Genomic DNA, 16,685 nt, shown 5'->3' on the forward strand with positions numbered 1-16,685 from the left:
GAACTAGCCTTTGATGCCCGCGCCCGCGAGCCCCTGGACATAATAGCGCTGCAGCGGCAGCAGCAGCGCTATGGGGATAAGCGCGGTGATCACCGACACCGCAAAGAGCTGGTTCCAGATGGTTTGGTATTGCTGCTGGAACGCAGCCATACCCACCTGGATCACCTTGAACTGCTGGCTGGGCATGGCCAGCAGCGGCCAGAGGAAGGCTTCCCACTGGAAGATGAACAGCAGCAGCGCCGCGCTGATGCAGGTAGGCATGGATAGTGGCACATAGATGCGCAGCAGGATGTTGATCCAGCTCACCCCATCGAGCCGCGCCGCTTCCATATAATCCTTCGGCACCTGGCTGAAGAATTGATAGAACAGAAACACCGCAAGCCCATTGGCGACGCTGGGCACGATCAGCGCCAGCACATTGTCCAGCCACCCCAATTGCTGGGTGACCGTATAGAGCGGCAAGGCGATGGCCTCGAAGGGCAGCATGAAGCTGATGATGATCAGCGACAGAATGAGCTTCTTGCCCTTGAAGTCGAACATGGCGAAGGCAAAGCCCGCCGCGCCATTGACGATCAAGCCGGCCACCATGGTCACCAGCGCCACGAACATGGTGTTGGCGATGATCATGCCGAAACCGCGCTCGAAAACCCCGGTATAGGCCTCAAAGGTCAGCGGCGAAGGGATCAGCGCCTTGGGCGTGACCGGGAAGATATCGGCAAACACTTCGGCATTGGGCCGCAACGACGAGACGATGGCCCACCATAGCGGCAGCACGAAAATAAAGGCGATGAGCGCATAGATCAGATGTCTGGCGCCCAGCCCCGCACCGCGTTTGATCTGCAGTGACGTGCTGGCCATCACTTGGCCTCCTTGCGGCCGGACAGCAGCTTGAACTGCAACCCGACAATGACCAGCAGGATCGCCACCACGACAACGATGATTGCCATGGCCCGCCCCATATCCCCGAAGATGAAGCCCGATTTATAAGCCTCATACATCAGCACATTGGTCGAATCTGCCGGCCCGCCCTGTGTCAACATGAAGATCGGGGCAAACAGCAGGAAATTGATCGACACATCGGCCACCAGCACGAAGAGCAGCGTCGGCCTGAGCAGCGGAATGGTGATGAAAACCAGCCTTTGCCACGGCTTGATGCCGTCGATCCGTGCCGCGTCATAGATTTCGGGCGAGATATTCTGCAACCCGCCGATGATGAAGATCATCCAATAGGAAATGCCCTTCCAGGTGGCGATGGCGATGATGGAATAGAGCGCCAGGGCCTCCGAGGTCAGCCAGGGCTGCGCCGGCACGCCGGCAACCCCGATTATGCCATTCACCAGCCCATCCTGGCTCAGCATGATGCGCCAGATCAGCACCGCTGTCGGCAGCGACACCCCGATGGGGATGAGGAACAGCACCCGGTAGAGCGTCACGCCCTTGAAATTCTGCACATAGAGCAGCGCCAGGCCCAGCGCGAGCGCGATCTGGATCGGGTTGATCAGCAGGTTGAACCAGAACGTAACCTTGAGCGAATTCCAGAACACGGAATCGGTCAGCAGCGCGATGTAATTGTCGAAGCCGACAAAGACCGGCTGGCCACGCAGCACATTGAAAAAGCTGTCATTGGCCGCCAGCGCGATGGGATAGAGCCGGAAAACGACAAGCCCGATCAGGGCCGGCGTCAACAGCGCCGCAATCAGCAGGAATGGTGATCGAGATCGGGTCATGCCGTCTTCCGGTGAGGGCGCCTCCGGGGCAGAACCGGAGGCGCCGGATAACGTCACGGCGCGACGCGCGACGCCGCAGCCTCGAACTTCTGCACGGCGCTGGCCAGCGCATCCTTGACCGCCACGCCATTGGCAATATCGACAAAGGCCGTGCGGAACGCATCCTGCAACTGGCCATAGGCCGCCGTCACCGGACGCGCCTTGGCGGTATTTAGCGAGTCATAGACACCCAGGCGGAACACATCCTGCGGGAAGCTGTCGAATGCGGCGGCGGTGCTGATCTCGTCAAGCAGCGGCTTATAGGTCGGCAATTGCTGCAGCGAGTCGAACCAGGTCTTGGTGCCCTCGGCCGAAGTCGTCAGATATTGCGCGAAATCGACAGCTTCGGCCTGATTGGCCGAGGCCGCATTGACCCCCACATACCAGCTGCCGGTGGGGGTCACCACCTTGCCGCCTTCGAAATAGGGATAGGGCGCTACGCCGAAATCGACGCCACTGGCTTCTAGCCCCGGCAGGTTCCAGGTGCCACCGGCCATCATGGCGAGCTGGCCATTACCGAACAATTGCGCCGCTTCGCCATAGCCCAGGCTTTTGGGGCTCACGCCCCACTCATTGTAGAGATTGGCCCAATAGGTCGCCGCCTTGGTCCAGGCCTCGCTGTCCAGAAATCCCTTGGCAGTATAGCCATCCGGCCCAATCACATCGGTACCCAGCGACTCGCCAAAGGGCTGTAGCTGGTAAAGCTCGCCGAACTGCTCGACGGTGAAGCCATAGGTGGTGGTGCGCCCGCCATCCTTGACGGTGAGCTTCTGGGCGGCGTCCGCCACCTGTTCCCAGGTCCAGCGCTTGGTCGAGGCCAGCTCGTCCACCTGCGCCTGGCTCGCGGTTTCCCCGGCAGTCAGCCCATCGGGCGGGGTAATCCCCGCATTGGCAAACAGCGTCTTGTTGAAGAACAGCACCTGCGCCGAATTGTTGATCGGCAGCGCGAACTGGGTGCCTTCATACTTGCCGGCATCGAGCGCGCTGCCCACCAGCGAGGATGTATCAACGCTCGCTTCGAACGGCGACAGGAACCCGCGCGAGGCATAGCTCGCCACCAGCGGCGCATCGACATAGACCAGGTCGATCCCCGCGTCCTTGGAGCGCAGCCGCAACTCGGCCACCTGGAAGAATTGCGCGAAGGGATAGGGTTGCAGATTGATGGTGATGCCGGGATGAGCGGCCTTGTAGCCATCCACCACCGCCTGCATGGCCGTGGTATCGCCGCCCTCGATGACGATCATGGTGAGCGTCTTGTCCTGCGCCAGGGCGGTGCCGGCAAGCATGCTGGCCACAAGGCCGGCGGCGATGGCAGTCTTGATAATCTTCATGATGCACCCGTGATGCTGGGGATTACGACTGGGCAGAAAGGCGGCCGGCGGCCCAGACCAGGGCCTGGGTAACCAGTGTGGCAAAGCGCTCGGCATCGGCCGTCATGGCGACGCCGACATTCTTGTTGCGCGTATCATGGGCCAGATCCTGCGGCCGGATATCGATCAACGTCTGGCCATAGCTTTCATCATCGCCCACGATCACCTCGCCGGGCAATTGCCGCACTTCGAACAGGCTCGGATCGATCAGATAGGCAATGGCGCAGGGATCGTGCAGCGGCGCGCCGGGCTTGTCGGCCCCGGCAAAGCGGTAATAGGTGCCGCAATAGAAATCCATGATATCGGCCACGGCATTCTCGCCCGGATGGGCCGCCCGCACCGCGGCGATATCCTGCCGGCGCAGCAAGGTCTGGTGGGTGAGGTTGAGCCCGAACATGACCAGCTTGACGCCCGAGCGGAATACCATGCGGGCGGCATGCGCATCGGCCCAGATATTGAATTCGGCCGCCGGGGTAATATTGCCCTCGGTGGCGGACCCACCCATGAAGACGATCTGCTTGATCTTGCCGGCCAGGTCCGGCCGCAGTCCGAAAGCCAGCGCCAGATTGGTCATGGGGCCGACAACGACCACGGAAATCTCGCCCGGATTGGCATCGACCAGCTCGATAATGGCCTGTACGGCATGCATGGCCTCGGCCTTGCGGCTGGTCTGCGCCAGGTCGGCCCGGGAGCTGTCGAGCCCCGAGGGACCATGAAACTCGGCAGGAAATTCGTAGCGGTTGAGCAGCGGCAATTCGGCGCCGCGATAAACCGGCACGTCGAGCCCGAACGCATCCACGATCCGCAGGGCATTATTGGTCGTATTGTCGACCGAGGCATTGCCGCAGACCGTGGTGATGGCCTCGATCGTGATCGCCTCGTGCCAGGCCGCCAGCAGAATGGCGGCCATGTCATCATGGCCGGGGTCGCAATCGATGATGATCCTGTGCTTGGTCACTTGGGCTGTACTCGCAGGTATTTGGTTCAAAAAGCTGCGTCATAACTGCGCGATCCCTTGGCCGGAAAACCGGCTCGACCGCGCGCCAAGCCCACAGATGATAGGGCAGAGCGTAAGATGGACGACGGTTCTGTAACAGCATAGAATTCCGCCGTTCGATTGAGTTTTTCTCAAGGATAAGATGCTCCATTTGCTCAATGCCGTGCGCGCTTTCGAAGTCGCGGCGCGGCTCGGCAGCGTGCGCAAGGCCGCCGAGGAACTCCATGTCACCAGTGGGGCGGTCAGCCGGCATATCAAAAATCTGGAAGACGAGTTCGGCATCGAATTGTTCGAGCGCGGCAATCGCTCCATGCGGCTCACGCCTCAGGCCGCCGCCTTCGCCGCCACGGTCACCGAGGCCTTTGCCTCCATGACCCGTGGCGCCGAGCATCTGCGCGCCGCTTCCAGCCAGTCCACCATCATGATCACCGCGCCCGACACCTTCATGCTGCGCTGGCTGGTGCCGCGCCTGCAAAGCCTCGAACGCGCGCTGGGCGGCATTTCGGTGCGGCTCACCACCTGGACGCGCGAGATCAACCCCGCCGACCGCTCCATCGACGTCTATGTCGGCGTCGGCCCCCTGCTCGATATTGCCGGCATGACGGTAACCGCCGTTGCGCCCGAAACCTTCGGCCCCGTCGTCAGCCCGCTGCTTCTCCGCGGCCGGCAGGTCACGCCCGAACTGCTCTGGAGCCTGCCGCGCCTCGATATCCGCTGGCCGCCCGATATGTGGACCAATTGGGCCCGCGAGGCCGGGATCCACCTGCCCCCGCGCGAAACCATCTGGTACGACGCGCTCTCCTTCAGCGTGCAAGCCGCCGAAGCAGGCCTGGGCGTCGCCATCGGCCCCGGCCCCGCCATTACCGACGCCCTCGACCACGGCCGCCTGGTTGCGCCCCTGGGCATGGTTACCCGCGACGGCAGCTGGTTCCTCGCCTGGCGCAATGACCGCTCCAGCCGCACCATGCACCTGGTCCGCCGCTGGTTTCAGCAACAAATGGCCCTCGACAAAAGCCTCGGCCAACCGGAGCCACAACGGCAAAAGCCGTGATCCCCCGCAATCGGCGCGGAACCCTGGCCGCCCCCCTTCATTGTTCGGGTGAACCTGCTTGACAGTGAGCCCCCATGGGCGGGCCATCCATCGATGGAGGCAGTCATGAAGCCGAGAATTTCCGTATTGACCATTGGCGTAGCCGACCTCGAGCGGTCGCTGGCCTTTTATCGCGACGGACTTGGATTGCCGACCGAAGGCATTGTGGGCCGGCAATTCGAACTTGGCGCGGTCGCCTTCTTCACGCTGTCGGGCGGACTGAGGCTGGCGATTTGGAAACAAGACGATATTGCGCACGATACCGGCCTGCCGCGGACGCCGAACAGCCCGACTTCCTTCACCATCGGGCATAACGTCACCCGCCGCGAAGAGGTCGATGCGGCCATGGCCCGAGCCACGCACGCCGGTGCCGAAATCGTCAAGCCCGCCCAGGATACGTTCTACGGTGGCTATGCCGGGTATTTTCGTGACCCGGATGGGCATTTGTGGGAAATCGTCTGGAACCCCGCCAGTCTGCCTGACGACGATTGACACAAGCGCGACGGAAACCCGTTGTCGTGCGGTCCCACCTGGACCGCTAGCGGATTTCATCTGAACAACATCTACCGCTTCGACAGTGCCAGTACCATGCCGCCAACAGCAATCAGCGACGCGCCGGCGAACACTCCGGGGGTTGGTACCTCGCCGAAAAAGATCCAGCCGATCAGTGCAGCAAAGACCAAGGAACTGTAGCTTATCGGCGCCAATAGCGACACCTTTGCCAGCGTAAAGGCACGCAGGTTGCAGTACTGCGCCAGTACCGCCAGCGGCCCCAGGGCCATGAAGATGAAGTTTTCTGCACCCCATGACTGCCAACTCGCCAGCGCCGGTATCAGCAGAAGACAAATCCCGAAGAAATTGACATGGAGTAACGTCGTCAGCGGATCATCGACCCGCGACAACATCTTAATGAAGATACTTTCACCCGCAAAAAGTATAGCGGCAAGCAGGGCGACGACGGCCGGCCAGATATAGGCTTCATCAAAAGTGGCAAACACGCCGCGCGACAGCGCAATGGTTGCGGCCCCGGCAAGACATATGATCATGCCCAGAACATGCCAGTAGGTTGGGCGGTCGTGAAAGATCAGCATGCCCAGCACGACCAGGAATACGGCATTGAGCAGACTGATCGCATTGGCATCGGCGATGGGCATATGCGCATTGGCGTGAATTATGGCGACGCCGGCAAAGGCACTGAAAAAGGTGCGAACCAGTTGCAGCTGCCAGTGATTGCTCCGCGAAAGGAGGAAATCGCTGCGCCGGACCACGCCGACAATCACGAGCACGGTGAGAAAGCCGCCGATATAGCGCAGAACAGAATCTGAAGCGCCGAGGCCAGCTCGCCGGCAAACTTGCCCGATGCGAACATCAGCGCAAAGAACAGCCCCGAAGCAAGCTTGAAGAGCACCGCCTCGACATTGTGCAATTCGTCGGAAAGGTCGAGGCTGCGACTGCCCGTGCTCATCCCTATTGCCCGGAACCGAACGCGGCGATGGCAGCCTCTGCCACTTCCCTGTCCTGCCCCGGCGTTCCCGAACTGATACCGATGCCGCCCACAACGACCCCATCGACGACGATGGGCAAGCCACCCGCCACCACCAACAAACGCCCGGCAATGGCACTATTGATGCCATAGGCAGCGCTGCCAGGCTGAGCCGCTTCGCCATATTCATGCGTTGGCTTTCGTGCAGCAGCTGCGGTGAAAGCCTTGTCGATGGCAATGGTTATACTGGTGATTTTACCACCATCCATGCGCTCGAAAGCGATCAGATTGCCACTTTCGTCCGTGACGGCGATGCACATCGGCACGCCGATCGCTTCGGCCCGGGCGCGGGCACCTTCGAGCAATGGCCCTGCGTCCGAAAGAGAAAGACGATTGATGGTCAGCACGGAAATATCCTCACGAGGCAGCGGCTTTGAACTGGCGACGGCGGCGGTGCAGGATTGGCTCGGTATACCCATTGGGCTGGCCGCCCCCCTCCAGCGCCAGTTCGAGCGCTGCGGCAAAGGCGATGCTGGCACCCCAATCGGGTGTCATCGGGCGATAGGCCTTGTCGTTGCGGTTCTGACTGTCCACGACACTCGCCATGCGGCGGAAGGCCTCGACGACCGTATCGGGCGTAATCAGCCCATGCAGCAGCCAATTGGCGATATGCTGCGACGAGATGCGTAGCGTCGCACGATCTTCCATCAGCGCCACATTGTCGATATCGGGCACTTTGGAACACCCCACACCCTGATCGATCCAGCGCACGACATAGCCCAGAATACCCTGGGCATTGTTGTCGAGCTCGCGTTTGACCTGTTCGGGCGACAAATTGCGGCCGTCGAGCAGCGGCGGGGTCAGAATATCGTCGAGTGCCACCACCTGCCGGTCAGCCAGCTTGCGCTGTATGTCGGGCACATCGACCTGGTGATAATGGATCGCATGCAGGGTTGCCGCCGTTGGCGACGGAACCCAGGCCGTGCTGGCGCCGGCCCGAGGCTGGGCCACCTTGGCCTTGAGCATTTCCTGCATTGCGTCGGGCTTGGCCCACATGCCCTTGCCGATCTGCCCCTGCCCCGGCAGGCGGGCGGCAAGGCCTACATCCACATTGTTATTTTCATAGGTGCCCAGCCAGATGGCGTCCTTGATGTCATTTTTGGGTATGACGGGTCCGGCCTGCATGGAGGTGTGAATCTCATCGCCCGTTCGGTCGAGAAAGCCGGTATTGATGAAGACCAGGCGGTGACGGACGGCGCGAATGCATTCGGCAAGATTGACGCTGGTGCGGCGTTCCTCGTCCATCACTCCGATCTTGATCGTGTGCCGGGCGAGCCCAAGCGCTTCTTCGACGCGATCGAACAGCGTATTGGCAAAGCCGACTTCGTCCGGACCATGCATTTTGGGTTTGACGATATAGATACTGCCGGCGCGGCTATTGCGCGGCCCGGAGGTGCGACGCAGATCGTGCATGGCCGCCAGGCTGGTGACCAGGGCATCCATAATCCCCTCGGGCGTCTCGTTTCCAGACGGGTCGAGCACGGCATCGGTGGTCATCAGGTGCCCGACATTGCGGACCAGCATGACGCTGCGCCCCGGCAAGGTAATGCTATTGCTGTCGACACCCAGATAGGAGCGGTCGGCCGCCAGCCTTCTCGTGAGGCTTCGGCCGGATTTCTCAAAGGTTTCGCTCAGGTCACCCCGCATCAGGCCCAGCCAGTTGCGATAGACGTGAACCTTGTCGGTCGCATCGACCGCCGCTACCGAATCCTCGCAATCCTGGATCGTGGTCAGTGCCGCTTCGACCACGACATCACTGATGCCGGCGGCGCTCGCCTTGCCCACCGGATGGTCGTGATCGACATGGAACTCGATATGCAATCCGTGGTGACGGAACAGATATGTCCATCGGCCATCATCTTGCCGATGGCCGACAAAGCCCGTCGGATCGGTCAATTGCGTTGCTGTGCCATCCCTGAGCGTCACAACCAGGCGTTGGTCGATCACCTCGAGCTGCCCGATATCGCCATGCCGGCCGGTTTCGAGAGGCAAAATCTGATCGAGAATACCGGCGACATGGGCCACGACCGCAGCGCCACGTTCGGCGTCATAGCCACCCGGCTTGGCGGTGCCGGGCAAGGCGTCGGTACCATAGAACGCGTCATAAAGGCTGCCCCAGCGGGCATTTGCGGCATTGAGCGCGAAACGAGCATTGCTGACCGGCACGACCAATTGCGGCCCGGCGAGGCTGGCGATTTCGGGATCGACATTGCGCACCTCGATCTCGACCGGACCGGCGCTTGGCACCAGATAGCCGATCTCGGCAAGAAAAGCGCGATAGGCCTTGGGGTCGATGGGAACGCCCCTACGCGCCTGATGCCAGCTATCGATCTGCGCTTGCAGATCATCGCGCCGGGCCAAAAGAGCGCGGTTCAAAGGCGCGAGGTCAGAAATGATTTCGGCATAATGGCGCCAGAAGCTGGCTGCATCGACCCCCGTGCCCGGGATCATCTCCTGTTCGATCAGCGCGACAAGTTCATCTGCGACGCGCAGGCCGCTGCGTTCGGTGTAATTGCCCACGACTTCCCTCCGCGGTAGTTCGCGGCATGACTAGGCCGCGCTCGCGCACGCGTCGAGCAAGCCCGCCAAGGCTTTCCGCATCGTGGAAATTCAGCGCCAGAAGGCCTTGATAAACCGGTCACGGGAACGCTCGATATGCGAGCGCATGGTCGCCTCAGCCGCAGCAGGATTGCCCTGTGCCAGCGCAGCGATCAATTGGCGGTGCTCCTCGATGGCCTCCGCCGTCACCCTGGCATGATAGAACAGACGGAACAGGTGAACATGGATATGCAGATTCGCCAGCGTCTCGCGCACCAGTTCATTGCCGCCCGCTTCGGCGATCAGATCATGAAACTGGGTGTCGAGTTGAGCGAAGCGGCCATAGGCCTCGCCCGGCGCGTCATTCTCGCAAGCCTGCATCTCGGCAGCAAGTTTGTTGAGCTGGGCCAGCATGTCTTCGTTCATCCGCTCTGCCGCACGCCCTGCGGCAAAGGGTTCAAGCAACAGGCGCAGCTCATAAAGCTGATCGAGCCGTTCGGCATCCATCTGATCGGCGGCGCTATAGCCAATAAGATGCGTCTTGACGACGAGGCCTTCGGCCTCGAGGCGCGACAGGGCTTCTCGAATAGGCGTTTGCGAAACGCCGAGATCGCGGACCAACCCATCCACCGAAATGCGGCCGCCTGGCTGGATTTCGCGGGACATCAGCTGCGCATAGATGGCGTTGTAAACCTCTTCCCCAAGGCGATTTGGCCGCTTCAGCAAACCGGGCTTGGATGGCTTGTCGCTTATGACCATGAATGGCTACCCCTATTGACGCACCGGATGGATACCACCATAGTCCGCCGCGAACAATCAGATATCCGATCGGATTTTATATTGTGACGCTGGTAATGGTGGAGGAAGCCCGGAATGTCGCGATGCGTGCACTGGCACGCGCCGGCGTCTCCCAATCAAACGCCACGACCCAGACCGATCTGTGGCTTGATGCCGAACTGCGCGGGATTGCCTCGCATGGATTGTTGCGGCTTGAACGTATCGTCCAGCGCATCGAGCGCGGCTTGGCCGACCCGAAAACGTCTGGCGAACGGGAATGGCTCGGCTCAAGTTTCCTGGCGGTCGACGGTAAGGCAGGCCTCGGCCCGGTCGTTGCGCTGGCCGCGCTTGACCAGATCATGCAACGGGCCCAGGAGACCGGCATAGCCATCGCTGCCATTGGCAATTCCCAGCATATCGGCATGTTGGGCTGGTATGCCGAACGCGTGGCCAAAGCAGGTCAGGTCGGCATCGTGCTGTCGACCAGCGAAGCCCTGGTCCACCCCTGGGGAGGACGGCGAGCCCTGCTGGGCACCAATCCGATCGCAATCGGCGTACCGACGGGTGAGCCTGAGCCATTCGTGATGGACACCGCCACCAGCATCGTCTCGATGGGTGAAATCCATGATCGTGCGCATCGCGGTGTACCGCTCGAAGACGGCTGGGCGCTCGACGTCAATGGCGCTGCGACAGTAGATGCAGAGGCCGCAAAGTCCGGCGCCATTGCGCCGTTCGGCCAGGCAAAAGGCTATGCTCTCGGCCTGGCATTCGAACTCATGATTTCTGCGCTGACGGGCGCTGCGCTTGGTCGCGATGTCCACGGAACGCTCGATGCAGACCATCCCTGCAATAAGGGCGACATGTTCATCGTCATCGATCGCGCCCGGACCGACGGCCTTGCCGGCTACCTGGACATCATTCGAAATGCCGAGCCTGCGCAGGGCTTTGCGTCGGTGCTCGTGCCCGGTGAACGTGGCCGGGCCCTTCGCGCCAAACGGATGCGCGAGGGTGTGCCGATCGCCGATCCGGTATGGGCGACATTGCAGGCATTGGCTGACGCAAAGGAACCCGCAGCATGATATCGCCCCTCTTCGGCGCAGCCCGCATGCCCCGCAATCTCGTCTTTGGCGCCGGTCAGCGTGGATCATTGCCGGGCTATGTTGGCGCTTTGGGTAAGCGAGCGCTGATCGTGACGGATGCCCGGTTGGCCGACGAGCCCGTATTTGCCGAGATGCAACACGGAATAGAGGCAGCGGGATGTGCCGTGTCGGTCTATTCCGGCACCGTCGCCGAACTACCGGCCGAAAATATCGCCGAAGCCCTGGCCCATGGCCAGAAATCTGGCGCTGATGTCATTGTCGGGATCGGTGGCGGCTCCTGCATGGACGCGGCCAAAGTTGTCGCTCTGCTCCTTGCCCATGGCGGCAAGGCCTCGGATTATTATGGTGAGTTCAAGGTTCCGGGCCCGGTCGTGCCGCTCGTTGCCGTGCCCACAACCTCCGGCACGGGCTCGGAGGTCACTCCGGTCGCGGTGGTGTCGGACCCCGATCGCGCAGTCAAGGTCGGCATAGCCAGCCCGCATCTGATCGCCCACACCGCCATCTGTGATCCGGAACTGACCTATAGCTGCCCACCGGCACTCACCGCCGTATCCGGCGCAGACGCCCTCACCCATGCCATCGAGGCCTTCACCACGCTGCGGCGTGACGTGACGCCGACCATGGTCCATGAGCATGTCTTTATCGGCAAGAATGCGATGTCCGATCACTACGCGCTCGAAGCGATCCGGCTGATCGGATCAAGCCTCAAACAGGCTTATGACAATGGGCAGGACCATGCCGCCCGTGAGCGGTTGATGCTGGGCGCGACCCTGGCTGGTCTTGCATTCGGTACGGCCGGAACGGCTGCTGCCCATGCGGTGCAATACCCGGTCGGCGCGCTTACCCACACCCCCCATGGCGCCGGCGTCGCGGTGATGATGCCCTATGTGATGGCGTTCAACCGCAGCCACGCCGAAGCGGAAATAGCTCAGGTCGCCCAGGCACTGGGGCTACCCGTCGAAGGACTGGACCAGGCCAAGCAGGCGCAGGCCGCCATAGACGCGGTTACGGACCTGTTCGCTGCCATCGGCATACCCCCCACCCTGCGCGCCCTGGGCATGAGCGAAGATAAGCTGGACTGGACGGCGAACGCCGCGCTCGGCGCTACCCGTTTGGTCAAGAACAACCCCCGCCCGCTCGACGCTGCCTCGATGTCGCTGCTGGTCCGCGCAGCTTATTCCGGCGAAATGGCGCGCCTCGGCGCCGATACATGAAGAGGAACCAAGATGAACGTGCATAGCCCCGTCAAGCTGAGTTTCGATCCGCGTCAACTGCCCAGCGATCTCTGGATTGGCGGTAAATGGCGCCCTGGTATGACCGGCAAGCGGATGGAGGTGTTTGACCCCTCCACCGGTAAAGCGATCGCAACCATCGCAGATGCCAGCATCGAGGACGCGCTTGATGCCGTTTCGGCAGCTCACACCGCTGCGCCGGGATGGGCAGCAACCGCCCCGCGCGAACGCGGCGAAATCCTGCGCCGATGCTTCGACCTCATGATCGCGCGGCGCGACATGCTGGCCGAGCTGATCAGCCTTGAAAACGGCAAGTCGCTATCCGACGCCAAGGGCGAAGTAACCTATGCCGCCGAGTTCTTCCGCTGGTTCTCCGAAGAAGCGGTACGGCTCAACGGCGATATCTATTCGGCGCCGAGCGGCGCCAACAAGATTGTGGTGCAACACCAGCCGATCGGCGTTGCGGTCCTTATCACGCCATGGAACTTCCCGGCGGCCATGGCAACGCGCAAGATCGCCCCTGCCCTCGCAGCGGGTTGCACCTGCGTGCTCAAGCCTGCCACCGAAACGCCACTGACTGCCTATGTCCTCGCCGACCTCTACCGCGAGGCCGGCGTGCCCGATGGTGTGGTGAATGTCATCACCACCTCGCGCTCCGGCGCAACCGTCAGCGCCATGCTGCACGATCCGCGCGTCCGCAAACTCTCCTTCACGGGTTCGACGGAAGTGGGCCGCAAATTGCTGCATGAGGCGGCGGACAACGTGATTTCCTGCTCCATGGAACTGGGGGGGAATGCGCCATTCATCGTCTTCGACGATGCCGATCTCGAGGCCGCATTGGACGGCGCGATGATCGCCAAGATGCGCAATGGCGGCGAAGCCTGTACCGCAGCCAACCGCTTCTATGTGCAGAGCGGCATCGCCGACGCCTTTTCAAAGGGTCTGACCGACCGCATGGCCGCGCTCAAGGTTGGCGCGGGCTATGATCCGGCAACCCAATGCGGCCCACTCATCAACAAGGACGCGGTAGAACGCATCGGCGGGCTGGTAGACGAAGCCGTTGCAGACGGCGCGGCGGTACTTGCCGGCGGCAAGGCTGACGACCGCGCCGGCTTCTATTTCGCGCCCACCGTCCTTGCGGGCGTCAAAGCCGATGCCCGCATCACACGCGAGGAAATCTTCGGACCGGTCGTCGCCATCAGCACATTCGATCGTGAAGACGACGTCGTCGCGTCTGCCAACGACACCGAATATGGCCTGATCGCTTACGTCTATACCGGCGACCTCGCCCGCGGCCTGCGGGTTTCCGAGAGGCTTGAAAGCGGCATGGTCGGCCTCAATCGCGGCCTTGTTTCGGACCCCGCAGCACCATTTGGCGGCGTCAAGCAATCGGGCCTCGGGCGCGAAGGCGCTCACCACGGCATCATGGAATTCTGCGAGACCAAATATATCGCCGTCAGTTGGTAAGACGGCAAACCACCGAGGAGGAAAGAGCGGTGAAGATCACCAAAGTCGAGGCATTCCAGCTGGATTGGGGCGAGGGCAAAGGGCGCGCCGCCCTTGTCCGCATCGAAACCGAGGATGGCCAGTTCGGATTGGGCGAAGCCTCGCCTATGCAGGGCGGACTGGCGTCCCTGACCATTATCGCAGCCGATATGGCGCCATTCCTCGTCGGCAAGGACGCGCTGGACCATGCGGTCCTGATCGACACGCTCTTTCACAAATGCGTCAAGCTCGGCCCCGAAGGAGCAACGACAGCGGCCTTGGCCGCGATCGACATCGCGCTTTGGGACCTCAAGGGCAAGCTTCTTGGCCAGCCGGTCTATAAGCTGCTCGGTGGCGCCTGGCGCCAGAGCCTGACCTGCTATGCCTCGGTTGGCGGCAATGCCTGGCGCACTGTCGATCAGACCGTGGAAGTCGTCACGCGGCGCGTGGAAAAGGAAAAGCCAGCGGCGGTCAAGATCCGCTGGGATGGCGACCGCACCAAGCTCGATGTCGACATTCCCGGCGACATCGCCAAGGCAAAGGCCGTCCGCAAGGCGCTCGGCGATGACTTCGTGCTCGGCTTCGATGCCAATAATGGCTATTCGGTCGGCGGCGCCATGCGGGTCGGCCGGGCACTCGAGGACCTGGGCTATACCTGGTTCGAGGAACCGGTGCAGCACTATCACGTCTCGGCCATGGGCGAAGTGGCCCAGCGCCTCGACATTACGGTATCGGCCGGCGAGCAGACCTATACGCTGCAGGGCCTCAAGGACCTCATCAATGCCGGCGTGCGCATGGTGCAGCCCGACATCGTCAAGATGGGCGGCATTACCGGCCTGATGCAATGCGCGGCCGTGGCCTATGCGCATGGCGTGGACCTGGTGCCGCACCAGACCCAGCCCTCGATCGGCCATCTGGCAAACCTGCACGTGCTCTCCACCATCATGCATCTGAACAAGCCGGTAGAGCTTGCCGATGGCTGGGAACGCGCGGGTAGCGTGTTCAAGAATCCGTCCCAACCGCAGGATGGTCTGTTTCACCTGCCGACGGCACCCGGACTTGGCGCCGAATTCAACCAGGACGAACTGAAGCGGAGATCTATTCCCATCACCGTGTGAAGCCACCAAGGGAGGAAAACCGATGGCTCTGACGAGACGAAATTTCCTGATCAATGCAGGCGCAGTGGGGGCTGCCGCCAGCATGGGCCTTCCCTTCACCGCCGCTCAGGCGCAGGAAGGCACCATCACCATTGCCCTGGCAGCGCGCGCGCCGGCCGGTGTTAATCCACAGCAATCCGGCCTCACCGGTGGCGACAACTGGGCCATCTACCAGGTGTTCGAAACGCTGGTGCGCAACCCGGACGGCAAGTTCGCAACCCGTCCGGAGGAGTTCGAACCGGGTCTTGCCGAGAGTTGGGAGAGCTCGGCAGACGCCAAAGTGTGGACATACAAACTTCGCCAGGGCGTGCAATTCCACAAGGGCTATGGCGAGATGACCGCTGATGACGTGGTCTTTACCTATGGCCGCCAGCTCGATCCCGAAATCGTCACGGCCGGCAAGGTGCAGTTTGCCAACATCGAGTCGGTGGAGGCGAGCGATCCCTATACGGTCGTCATCACCCTCAAGCAGCCCGACCCGCTGCTGAACGGCGCGACGGTATCGGTGATGTCTGCCAGCATCATGAGCCGCAAGGCTTTTGAGGAAAAGGGCGAGGGCTATAACACCGATCCCGTCGCCACCGGTCCGTTCCAGGTGGACAGCATGACCGAACAGGGCGGCATCGCTCTTTCGGCCTTCCCCGAATATTGGGGGGAGCCCGCCGCCACGCCTAAGCTCAACATCACCTTCATCGCCGACACGACTGCCCGCACGCTAGCCTTTGCCTCGGGTCAGGTCGACATGATCGAGGGTGTCCGAGCGCCCGGATGGATCCAGTCCATGCAGCAGCGCTCGGCCGAAACCCTGTTCGACATGACCAAGCCGGGCAGTTTCAACTTCCTGCATTTCAACCTGACCCGGGCTCCGCTCGACGACCTCAGGGTTCGTCAGGCCATCCGTTATGCCATCGACAATACCGCATTGGCGTCGGCCTATGGTGAACAGGCGGCCCCTATGGTCGGCATTCTCGCGTCCCAGTTCGAAGGCTCTGTCACCAAGGAGGAACTGCCTGAAGAACTGCAATACAATTACGATCCGGAGAAGGCCAAGGCGCTACTCGCCGAGGCCGGCCATGCCGATGGCCTGACCATCCCCTGCTACACCAGCCAGCGCGAAGATTATTCGGCAATCATGCTGATGATCCAGGAGCAGTTGCGCACAGCCAACATCACGCTCGACCTCTCCATCATCGACCACAACGCATTCCATGGCGATAACCGCCAGGACAAGAACGCCATGCCGCTCAACTCGTCGAGCTATGGCCCGGCGGTGATGAATGTCTTCCTGCAGCAGTGTTCGGCCGCTGCGGTCGTCAAATCAGACGGCACCGGACAGGGCAATTTCAGCCATTACGGCGTGGCCATTCCGGGCATCGACGACCTGCTCACTCAGGCCCAGCAGGAACCGGACTTCGACCAGCGCACTGCACTGTTCAAGGAGATGGAAAAGAAGCTGCTGACCGATCTGCCAATGATCGGCATCATGACTTTGGGCTATGTGATCGCCCGCAATCCACGGGTCGATATCGGCTTCCCTGTCGAGGCGGGTTTCGCCTATTGGTCGCTCCGCAAAGCGACGCGCACAGCCTAAGAAAAAGGGGCGCGCTTCACGGCGCGCCCCTTATGTTTG

At 61.8% G+C, this 16,685-nt stretch carries 16 protein-coding genes; 7 read left to right on the forward strand and 9 right to left on the reverse strand.

Features of this window, described 5'->3' with window-relative positions:
* Positions 1–3 precede the first annotated feature (3 nt).
* Genes QQL79_RS19280 through QQL79_RS19295 form a run of 4 tightly spaced genes read right to left on the reverse strand, consistent with a single transcriptional unit; the run spans position 4 to position 4,094 of the window.
* Entirely contained in the window at positions 4–858 is an 855-nt protein-coding gene (locus QQL79_RS19280) for a carbohydrate ABC transporter permease (RefSeq protein WP_284393631.1), read from the reverse strand.
* Positions 858–1,727 carry a carbohydrate ABC transporter permease gene (locus tag QQL79_RS19285; protein ID WP_284393633.1) on the reverse strand — a complete coding sequence of 290 codons (870 nt, stop codon included), beginning with the start codon at positions 1,725–1,727 and terminating at the stop codon, positions 858–860. Before QQL79_RS19285 ends, QQL79_RS19280 begins: the two co-directional genes overlap by 1 nt.
* A 53-nt stretch (positions 1,728–1,780) precedes the next feature.
* Positions 1,781–3,097 (reverse strand): ABC transporter substrate-binding protein, encoded by a 1,317-nt coding sequence (locus QQL79_RS19290; protein ID WP_284393635.1) that lies wholly within the window; start codon positions 3,095–3,097, stop codon positions 1,781–1,783.
* A gap of 22 nt (positions 3,098–3,119) precedes the next feature.
* On the reverse strand, positions 3,120–4,094 hold the full coding sequence (locus tag QQL79_RS19295) for a nucleoside hydrolase (RefSeq protein WP_284393637.1): 975 nt from the start codon (positions 4,092–4,094) through the stop codon (positions 3,120–3,122).
* 181 nt (positions 4,095–4,275) lie between these two features.
* Between QQL79_RS19295 and QQL79_RS19300 the strand changes: the two genes are divergently transcribed.
* Positions 4,276–5,184: a LysR substrate-binding domain-containing protein gene (locus QQL79_RS19300; RefSeq protein WP_284393639.1), complete on the forward strand. Its 909-nt coding sequence runs from the start codon at positions 4,276–4,278 to the stop codon at positions 5,182–5,184.
* Positions 5,185–5,289: 105 nt separating this feature from the next.
* On the forward strand, positions 5,290–5,715 hold the full coding sequence (locus QQL79_RS19305; protein WP_284393641.1) for a VOC family protein: 426 nt from the start codon (positions 5,290–5,292) through the stop codon (positions 5,713–5,715).
* A 71-nt stretch (positions 5,716–5,786) separates the two neighbouring features.
* Here the strand turns inward: QQL79_RS19305 and QQL79_RS19310 are convergent, their stop codons facing one another.
* The 5 genes from QQL79_RS19310 to QQL79_RS19330 form a co-directional block, all read right to left on the reverse strand.
* Positions 5,787–6,509 (reverse strand): DMT family transporter, encoded by a 723-nt coding sequence (locus QQL79_RS19310; RefSeq protein ID WP_284393643.1) that lies wholly within the window; start codon positions 6,507–6,509, stop codon positions 5,787–5,789.
* Positions 6,500–6,688, reverse strand: coding sequence for a hypothetical protein (locus QQL79_RS19315; protein WP_284393645.1), 189 nt, complete (start codon positions 6,686–6,688; stop codon positions 6,500–6,502). The genes QQL79_RS19310 and QQL79_RS19315 overlap by 10 nt, the downstream gene beginning before the upstream one ends.
* A 2-nt stretch (positions 6,689–6,690) precedes the next feature.
* Positions 6,691–7,113 (reverse strand): GlcG/HbpS family heme-binding protein, encoded by a 423-nt coding sequence (locus tag QQL79_RS19320; protein WP_284393647.1) that lies wholly within the window; start codon positions 7,111–7,113, stop codon positions 6,691–6,693.
* Between the two features lie 10 nt (positions 7,114–7,123).
* Complete coding sequence (locus tag QQL79_RS19325; RefSeq protein WP_284393649.1) at positions 7,124–9,286, reverse strand: malate synthase G; 2,163 nt, start codon at positions 9,284–9,286, stop codon at positions 7,124–7,126.
* Positions 9,287–9,376: 90 nt separating this feature from the next.
* Complete coding sequence (locus QQL79_RS19330) at positions 9,377–10,063, reverse strand: GntR family transcriptional regulator (protein WP_284393650.1); 687 nt, start codon at positions 10,061–10,063, stop codon at positions 9,377–9,379.
* Between the two features lie 95 nt (positions 10,064–10,158).
* On the opposite strand from QQL79_RS19330, the gene QQL79_RS19335 reads away from it, so the two are divergent.
* Genes QQL79_RS19335 through QQL79_RS19355 form a run of 5 tightly spaced genes read left to right on the forward strand, consistent with a single transcriptional unit; the run spans position 10,159 to position 16,646 of the window.
* Positions 10,159–11,160: an Ldh family oxidoreductase gene (locus QQL79_RS19335; RefSeq protein WP_284393983.1), complete on the forward strand. Its 1,002-nt coding sequence runs from the start codon at positions 10,159–10,161 to the stop codon at positions 11,158–11,160.
* Entirely contained in the window at positions 11,157–12,395 is a 1,239-nt protein-coding gene (locus QQL79_RS19340) for an iron-containing alcohol dehydrogenase (RefSeq protein WP_284393652.1), read from the forward strand. The genes QQL79_RS19335 and QQL79_RS19340 overlap by 4 nt, the downstream gene beginning before the upstream one ends.
* Before the next feature lie 12 nt (positions 12,396–12,407).
* The gene (locus tag QQL79_RS19345; RefSeq protein WP_284393654.1) at positions 12,408–13,880 is read left to right on the forward strand and encodes an NAD-dependent succinate-semialdehyde dehydrogenase; all 1,473 of its coding nucleotides are present in this window, start codon (positions 12,408–12,410) and stop codon (positions 13,878–13,880) included.
* A gap of 29 nt (positions 13,881–13,909) precedes the next feature.
* A complete protein-coding gene (locus QQL79_RS19350) occupies positions 13,910–15,016 on the forward strand; it encodes a mandelate racemase/muconate lactonizing enzyme family protein (RefSeq protein WP_284393656.1) in 1,107 nt (368 codons plus the stop codon).
* 22 nt (positions 15,017–15,038) lie between these two features.
* Positions 15,039–16,646 (forward strand): ABC transporter substrate-binding protein, encoded by a 1,608-nt coding sequence (locus QQL79_RS19355; protein WP_284393658.1) that lies wholly within the window; start codon positions 15,039–15,041, stop codon positions 16,644–16,646.
* Positions 16,647–16,685: the final 39 nt, after the last annotated feature.

The sequence above is a fragment of the Devosia yakushimensis genome, from assembly GCF_030159855.1.
Classification (GTDB): domain Bacteria; phylum Pseudomonadota; class Alphaproteobacteria; order Rhizobiales; family Devosiaceae; genus Devosia; species Devosia yakushimensis.